Source organism: Stenotrophomonas maltophilia group sp. RNC7, assembly GCF_030910085.1.
GTDB lineage: Bacteria > Pseudomonadota > Gammaproteobacteria > Xanthomonadales > Xanthomonadaceae > Stenotrophomonas > Stenotrophomonas sepilia.
Genome location: NZ_JAVFVN010000689.1, coordinates 1 through 469 on the forward strand (window position 1 = coordinate 1; position 469 = coordinate 469).

Genomic DNA, 469 nt, shown 5'->3' on the forward strand with positions numbered 1-469 from the left:
TTAACACTGGTGTGAAATCTAATGTTTTAGCCCAATCTGCTGTGGCCTTGGTAATTTTATCAATAGTGCCTAGAATAATATTTAGTAGATCAAATACGCCTTGAATAATCCTTGTGCCGACTTGGTTTTCGTTCCAAGCATTCTTAAAAGCTGTCGCAAGATTACCTACTACATTCAATATGTTTTGGACTATTCTTAGTACAGTCTCTATCATCACCTGTCCTGTACCATTCGTCCAAACCTGTCTCCAACTGTTTCCTATTGCTCCTATAAGTCCTTTTATGCTCTCTAGTGTTGATTTAACAGTCTCAATAACATTAAGACCTTCAACATCCCATGCCAATTTAAATGGTTTGAATAAATCTGCCATCATCTCTTTAAATCTTTCAATCCCTGTCATATCTATAGTGGACATATCTGGCATTGTCATTTCAAATCCGTCTTTTCCATCTTCATCATCTTTACTAAG

Annotated in this window: 1 protein-coding gene; it reads right to left on the reverse strand. The window is 36.2% G+C overall.

Translation table 11 applies throughout. From position 1 onward, the window contains the following. Positions 1 to 469, reverse strand: a 469-nt coding sequence (locus tag RCF13_RS14715; RefSeq protein WP_308141292.1) for a hypothetical protein, incomplete at both ends; no start/stop codon positions are given.